The organism is Belnapia sp. AC561, assembly GCF_979252845.1.
Genome location: NZ_CEEDBP010000179.1, coordinates 1 through 280, shown reverse-complemented (window position 1 = coordinate 280; position 280 = coordinate 1). Strand labels below are relative to the sequence as shown.

General features: G+C 62.1%; 1 protein-coding gene. It reads left to right on the top strand.

Translation table 11 applies throughout. The features are described 5' to 3' along the window. On the top strand, window positions 1–280 hold a 280-nt coding region (locus AC0IW9_RS30640), incomplete at both ends, for a peptide chain release factor-like protein (RefSeq protein WP_471652079.1).

Here is a 280-nt window from a genome sequence, read left to right as displayed (position 1 = left end):
CCTCCTTCGCCAGCGTCTGGGTCTATCCGGTGGTCGATGACAATATCGAGGTCGAGTACAACGAATCGGACTTGCGCATCGACACCTACCGCGCGTCGGGTGCCGGTGGTCAGCACATCAACACCACCGATTCGGCGGTGCGTATCACGCACATCCCGACCGGCATCGTCGTGCAGTGCCAGAACCAGCGTTCGCAGCACAAGAACAAAGCGGAGGCCTACAACCAGCTTCGCGCCCGGCTCTACGAACGCGAGCTCGCGATTCGCGAGCAGGCCGCCAA